Origin of the sequence: Chryseobacterium sp. FH2, assembly GCF_001045455.1 — a bacterium.
Taxonomy (GTDB): Bacteria; Bacteroidota; Bacteroidia; order Flavobacteriales; family Weeksellaceae; genus Chryseobacterium.
The window spans coordinates 88,746-95,185 of sequence record NZ_LFNE01000013.1; the positions used below are offsets into that span (position 1 = coordinate 88,746).

Sequence of the window (6,440 nt, forward strand, 5' to 3'; positions counted from 1 at the left end):
TATAATGAGGATTAATAGAATATTATAAAGTTTCCGATTAATTGAATTTTACACCTAAATCAATTAATTCTTGTTCTAAATTTGTCTCCGGAGTAATATGGACTGTATGAAAACCTAAAGATTGTGCTATATCAATATTTTTTGGATTATCATCAATGAAAACAGATTCATCTGCCCGAAGATTATACCTTTTCAATAAAACATACCAGATTTTCGGATCAGGTTTGATTAATTTTTCAGTTCCGGAAACCACAATTTTTCCATCAAATAATTGAAAAAAATCGTAGTTTTCCAATGCGTAAGGAAAAGTTTCTTCTGACCAGTTTGTTAAGCCATATAATTGATAATCAGTTTTTCCAAGCTTTTTCAGGACTTCTACATTATGGGGAATATCACTTTTCAGCATTACACTCCAGTTATCATAATAAGCTCTGATTTCCTTTTCCCATTCAGGGAATTTTTTCACCTGGATTTCAGTGCCTTCTGACAGTAATCTTCCTCTGTCTTGCTCTTCGTTCCATTCGGATTGAGCAATATTCTCAAGAAAATATTCCATTTTCTCATCATCATTAAAATATTCCTTGAAAAAATATCTGGGATCCCAGTCCATTAAAACACCTCCAAAATCGAATATGATATTTTTAATTTCCATAGTAAGATTTAATTATTTTTATCGTCGTTATTTAAGAATAAACAGGTTCTTGTCACTTCGTTTTTTTCAGAGCGGTAAAAAAAATTATTGCTTATAAAACAGATATTGTTCATTTTCATAAAAAGCGTTGATATGCTGTAAACCATTCGTTAAAATAATTTCTTTGGCTCCGATAATGGAATTATACCTTGCCGTTTGTTCAAATGTCTTTTCCGTTAATTTAATATGTGGAGCTTTACATTCAACCAAAATTATGGGCTCTGTCTTTTTTGTAATTAAAAGGTCAATTCTTTTCGTTAAACCGTTTAAAACTATCTTTTTTTCAGTAATTAAAGCAGATGTAGAGTAGGACTTTACGGTCAGATAATAGTGTATCCAGTGTTGCCTTACCCATTCTTCAGGGGTAAGTAAAAGGTAAGTTTTACGAACTAAATCATAAATAAAAAACTTATCTTTGTCTCTCTTGAATTTAAAATCAAAAGTTTCCTGAAAATTCAGTTTTGGAAGTTCCATTTATAAGATGAAAGAATTAGATTTAATCCTCAAAAGTATTAAAAATAAAGAAGTTTTACCGATTTATTTTTTCCACGGAGAAGAGCCTTACTTTATTGATCTGGCTGTAAAAGCACTTGAACATGACTTTTTGAATGAAGATGAAAAAGCTTTCAATCAGACCGTTATCTATGGAAAAGATACAACTTATCAGGAAATTCTTTCTTTGGCGAGACAATTTCCGATGATGGGTGATAAGCAGGTGCTTATTGTAAAAGAAGCGCAGGATTTAAAATTAAATGACAACGAAAGCAAAGCTTTGGAAGCTTATGTTGAAAATCCTGTCCCGTCAACAGTTTTGGTTTTTGCTCACAAACACAAGAAATTAGACAGTCGTAAAAAGGTTACGAAATCTTTAGATAAATTAAACGCATTATTTTTGAGTGAATCTATCAAGGAAAATAATCTTCCGAAATGGATTGCTGACGAATGTATTAAATTAAATATAAAAACCGCTCCGAATATCTCTCATTTGTTGGCAGAATATCTTGGAAATGATCTTTCCAGGATTGCGAATGAATTGAACAAACTTAAAATTATTCTTAAAGAAGGAGAGGTTTTAGACGGAACTATTATCGAAAACCACATCGGAATCAGCAAAGAATATAATGTTTTTGAGTTGCAGAAAGCTTTAGGAACAAAAAATGCCAACGCAGCATTTAAAATTGCTCATTTTATGGGTAAAAATCCTAAGAATAATCCTTTTGTGATGATGCTGGCGAGTTTGTATAACTACTTCTCAAACGTTATTATTTATAATACGATGATTGGTCAGCCACCACAAGTTATTGCTTCCCAAATGGGTGTTAATCCTTATTTTATTAAAGATTATGCTGAATCTGCAAGGTTGTATCCTTTAAAACATGCTACCAGGGTGATCTCAATTTTAAGAGAGTTTGATATGAAAGGAAAAGGTTTGGGAGCAGTTAATATGAACGAAGCAGAATTAATTAAAGAGCTGGTATACAAGATTATCAATGTTGATAAGATTAAAATGAAAGTATAAAAACCTGAAAACTTATAGAAGATTTTGTCTATCGATTTTTATTTTATCATTGACAATTCACATGTTTGATATTGACAAGTATCATTAAAATAACTTTAATTACATATTAAAAATTACGAAATTAGCAGTCGGAAATTTTTAAATCTTTTGAAAAGCAAATTATGGAGCAAAACATTTTAGATTGTGTGATCGTTGGATCCGGGCCTTCTGGTTTCACAGCGGCAATTTATGCAGCAAGAGCAGACTTAAAACCTGAATTATACACAGGTCTGGAGCCGGGCGGACAATTAACTACAACTACGGAGGTTGATAATTTTCCGGGTTATCCAGCGGGTATTACAGGTCCTGAAATGATGATGGATTTGCAAAAACAAGCGGAGAGATTCGACACAAAAGTGCATTATGAAATGATTACTAAAGTTGAATTTTCTAAAGAAGTTGGCGGTATTCACAAACTATATGCCGGAAATAAGGAAATTTTTGCCAAAACGGTTATTATTTCTACCGGAGCTACTGCAAAATATTTAGGTCTTGATGACGAAAAAAAGTATAATGGAGGAGGTGTTTCAGCATGTGCCACTTGTGACGGATTTTTCTACAGAGGAAAAGATGTTGTAGTAGTGGGTGCGGGTGATACGGCAGCGGAAGAAGCTACCTATCTTTCAAAATTGTGCAATAAAGTGACGATGTTGGTTAGAAAAGGTGAGTTCAGAGCCTCTAAAGCAATGATTCACAGGGTTCAGAATACACCCAATATTGAAGTGAAATTCCATCACGAATTAATTGGAATTGAAGGAGAAAACAATTTGGTAGAAAGGGCTGTTGTTATCAATAATCAAACTCGGGAAAAATCAACAATCGATGTTCATGGAATTTTTATAGCGATTGGCCACAAGCCCAATACGGATATTTTCGCAGGGCAAATCGATTTGGATGAAAACGGATATATTGCAACTGAAAAAGGAGCTTCAAGAACAAATCTTCCCGGAATTTTTGCAGCCGGAGATGTTCAGGATCATATCTACAGACAGGCTATTACAGCCGCAGGAAGTGGTTGTATGGCTGCTATGGATGCTGAAAAGTATCTCGCTGAATTACATTAATTTTACTAAATTCAATATGAAACACATCTTTTCGGGTGTGTTTTTTTATTTTAATTCGGGTATTTTATAGAATTAATCAAGGTTCAGAAAAATAATTAAACTGATTTTTAGCTGATTATTAATTTTTGTTAAAATTTGTTTTAAAAATATTTTGGCAATAAAGAAAAACGTTCTATATTTGCACCACTGAAAACGAAGATAACATCGGAGTTTAAAGGAGAGTTGGCAGAGTGGTCGATTGCGGCAGTCTTGAAAACTGTTGACTGTAACAGGTCCGGGGGTTCGAATCCCTCACTCTCCGCTGGTAGAGATACTAAAATAAGCTAAAACGCTGTAAACATCAATGTTTACAGCGTTTTTTGTTTTTACGCTAGAGTCAAAAAAAATCAAAATAGGTCACGATTTTTATGACCTATTCCGTGACCCATCCTTAAAATTTGAAAATAGGTCACGAAAAATTCAGGGAAACCCGACTAATAGGCAGTCTAACGATTGTACATCTTGCAAAAAGTGGTAACAAAAACTAAATTATTAAACAATTAAAGTTACCACACAATGAACAAAACATTCAACCTGTTATTCTTTATAAAAAAGAATAAAATCCGAACAAACGGAACAGCACCCATCTACTTACGAATCACGATAGATGGCAAGGCAGCGGATATTGCCGCTAAAAGGTACATCGACCCACAGAAATGGGATAATAAATCACAGAAAGCCGTAGGTAATAGTCAAGAAGCCAAAACACTGAACTCTTATCTTAAAACTTTAGAACAACAAGTATATGATTTCCACTTCTTGATGCTGAAAGAGGAAGTTGTTGTTACTGCAGAGAGTTTAAAATCTAAACTGCTTGGAACGGATATTGAGAAAAGAATGCTTATTCCCATCTTTCAGGAACATAATGACAAAGTGGAAGCATTGGTCGGTCAGGATTTTGCCCCAGGCACGTTGGAGCGTTATAAAACTTCTTTAAAGCATACTCAGGAATTCATCATTTGGAAATACAAAGTTTCTGATATTGATATCACGCAAATCGATCACGGCTTTATCAGTGATTATGATTTCTGGTTGCGCAGTGTGCGTAAATGTGCAAACAATACAGCCGTTAAATACCTCAAAAATTTCAAAAAGATCATCCGATTATGTATGGCTCACGGCTGGATCACGAAAGACCCTTTTCTCGGCTATAAAGCAAAGATCAAAGCTGTAGAGCGTCCTTACCTTACCAAGGAAGAAATCCAGATGATTTATGAAAAGAAATTTGCATCAGATCGATTGAACCAAGTTCGGGATATTTTTCTTTTTAGCTGCTATACCGGATTGGCTTATGTGGATGTCAAGCAATTATCAAAATCTAACATCAATGTCGGGTTTGATGGTGATCAATGGATTTTTACACATCGTCAAAAGACCGATACCTCAACCCGAGTTCCGCTATTGCCTTTAGCTCAAGAAATCGTTTTAAAATATGAGAATCATCCGCAATGCGTCAATTCAGATGTGCTTTTTCCTGTTCTCAGCAATCAGAAAATGAATTCGTATCTAAAAGAAATTGCGAGTGTTTGTGGAATTAATAAAGATTTAACATTCCATATTGCAAGACATACGTTTGCGACTACTGTTACTTTGTCAAATGGTGTTCCTATTGAAAGTGTGAGCAAAATGCTTGGGCATACGAATATAAAAACCACCCAGCACTATGCGAAGATTTTGGATAAGAAAGTGAGTGATGATATGGCGGTTTTAAGAGGAAAATTTCAATGATAAAAAATCAAAGAATATCCACAGTATCGAATTTGACTCGATACTGTGATATTTGATTATAATATTCTTTATACTTAATATACTACTTATCCCACTTTTTCATCTCCTTTATTTTAACTGTATCAACTATTTTTGCATAAACTTGCGTTGTACGAATACTTGTATGTCCTAATAATTTACTTACTACTTCTATTGGAATTCCTAATGAAATTGACGTAGTAGCAAATGTATGTCTAGCTACATGACAAGTAAGCTTTTTATTAAATCCAAGCTCTGTTCCTATTCTTTTTAATACTTTATTGGTCACTTTGTTACAATACATTCTGAAAACATTGCTTCCGTCACAAGTTTTAGATGGAAGAAACATTTTTGCTTTTTTACTTAGGGGAATATTTACTAAATACCCGGTCTTATGCATACGAAGATGTATAGAATTATCAATTATAGACTCGGTCGAGAATGTTTTTAAATCAGAAAACCGAAGCCCTGTATAGCAAGCAAATAAAAAATAACTGAGAATATTTTTCTCTAATGGTTTCATTAAATTATTCTTTGAATAATAATCGGTAAGTTTGTTAAGCTCTTTAATGGAAAGAAAATCTCTCTTACCATCAACTTTTTTTATGGAAGTATATTGAAATGGATTCGTTTTTATGTAGCCGAAGCGCATAGAGATATTTACAAATGTTCGTAGCACTCTCAAGCTTTTACTGGCAGTATTTTCATTATTTCCCAAAGTTTTTAGCATATATACCTTGTAATCGTTTATGAATTTTTCGTTAATATCTGAAAAGAGAATTTCTTTCTTGAATTTAAGAATCTTGGAAATCTGAGATTTATATCCGAACCAAGTTTCTGACTTAAATTTTGTTTTATGCTCTTCTAAATAACTGAGAATGTAATCAGTAAAACTTTGTTCTGTTAAATTATGATTCAAGCCCAGTAAGCGGTCTTTGAACTGTACTAATGATAAAGGATATTCTTCATTTAAAAAATTATCCACCAGCAACTTGATGGATTTTTTATCTATTGCTTCCAATATCATATTATACCTTGCATATTGATTATTTTGAGATTTTACCCTTTGACTTCTCAATGACCAGTCTCGCATAGGAATTTTTACAGGTGTTGCAATTTCTATTTTCTTTCCTTTTAAAAATGCTCTCAAATAAATTGGATATAACCCTTCTTTGTTCTTTTCTTTTTTTATTATAAAGCGATAGCTTATCTGTATACTCATAATTACAAGTGAAGTATTTGTGAAGTAAATAAATGTTTAAATTACAATATAGAGATATTTAAACTGATACAAATCAACAGCTATGCTTAAGTATTTGCAGATATGGGAAAACCTATGCCG

At 33.0% G+C, this 6,440-nt stretch carries 6 protein-coding genes and 1 tRNA gene; 4 read left to right on the forward strand and 3 right to left on the reverse strand.

The annotated features are described in order from the left end of the window. Nucleotides 1-37: 37 nt before the first annotated feature. Together ACM39_RS17215 and ACM39_RS17220 are read right to left on the reverse strand one after the other, a co-directional pair. The gene (locus ACM39_RS17215; protein ID WP_048512286.1) at nucleotides 38-652 is read right to left on the reverse strand and encodes an HAD family hydrolase; all 615 of its coding nucleotides are present in this window, start codon (nucleotides 650-652) and stop codon (nucleotides 38-40) included. 84 nt (nucleotides 653-736) lie between these two features. Then, nucleotides 737-1,165 (reverse strand): type I restriction enzyme HsdR N-terminal domain-containing protein, encoded by a 429-nt coding sequence (locus ACM39_RS17220; RefSeq protein WP_048512287.1) that lies wholly within the window; start codon nucleotides 1,163-1,165, stop codon nucleotides 737-739. Nucleotides 1,166-1,172: 7 nt separating this feature from the next. Here ACM39_RS17220 and holA point away from each other — a divergent pair, with 7 nt between their 5' ends. The 4 genes from holA to ACM39_RS17240 all read left to right on the forward strand — a co-directional run bounded on the left by holA (nucleotide 1,173) and on the right by ACM39_RS17240 (nucleotide 5,080). Next, nucleotides 1,173-2,210: a DNA polymerase III subunit delta gene (gene holA, locus ACM39_RS17225; RefSeq protein WP_048512288.1), complete on the forward strand. Its 1,038-nt coding sequence runs from the start codon at nucleotides 1,173-1,175 to the stop codon at nucleotides 2,208-2,210. 161 nt (nucleotides 2,211-2,371) lie between these two features. Next, nucleotides 2,372-3,313, forward strand: a complete 942-nt coding sequence (trxB, locus tag ACM39_RS17230) for a thioredoxin-disulfide reductase (protein WP_048512289.1) — start codon at nucleotides 2,372-2,374, stop codon at nucleotides 3,311-3,313. Between the two features lie 216 nt (nucleotides 3,314-3,529). Beyond that, nucleotides 3,530-3,614, forward strand: a tRNA-Ser gene (locus ACM39_RS17235). A gap of 254 nt (nucleotides 3,615-3,868) precedes the next feature. Next, complete coding sequence (locus ACM39_RS17240; protein ID WP_048512290.1) at nucleotides 3,869-5,080, forward strand: site-specific integrase; 1,212 nt, start codon at nucleotides 3,869-3,871, stop codon at nucleotides 5,078-5,080. An 82-nt stretch (nucleotides 5,081-5,162) separates the two neighbouring features. On the opposite strand, the gene ACM39_RS17245 is transcribed toward ACM39_RS17240, so the two are convergent. Beyond that, nucleotides 5,163-6,320, reverse strand: coding sequence for a site-specific integrase (locus ACM39_RS17245; RefSeq protein ID WP_048512291.1), 1,158 nt, complete (start codon nucleotides 6,318-6,320; stop codon nucleotides 5,163-5,165). Nucleotides 6,321-6,440: the final 120 nt, after the last annotated feature.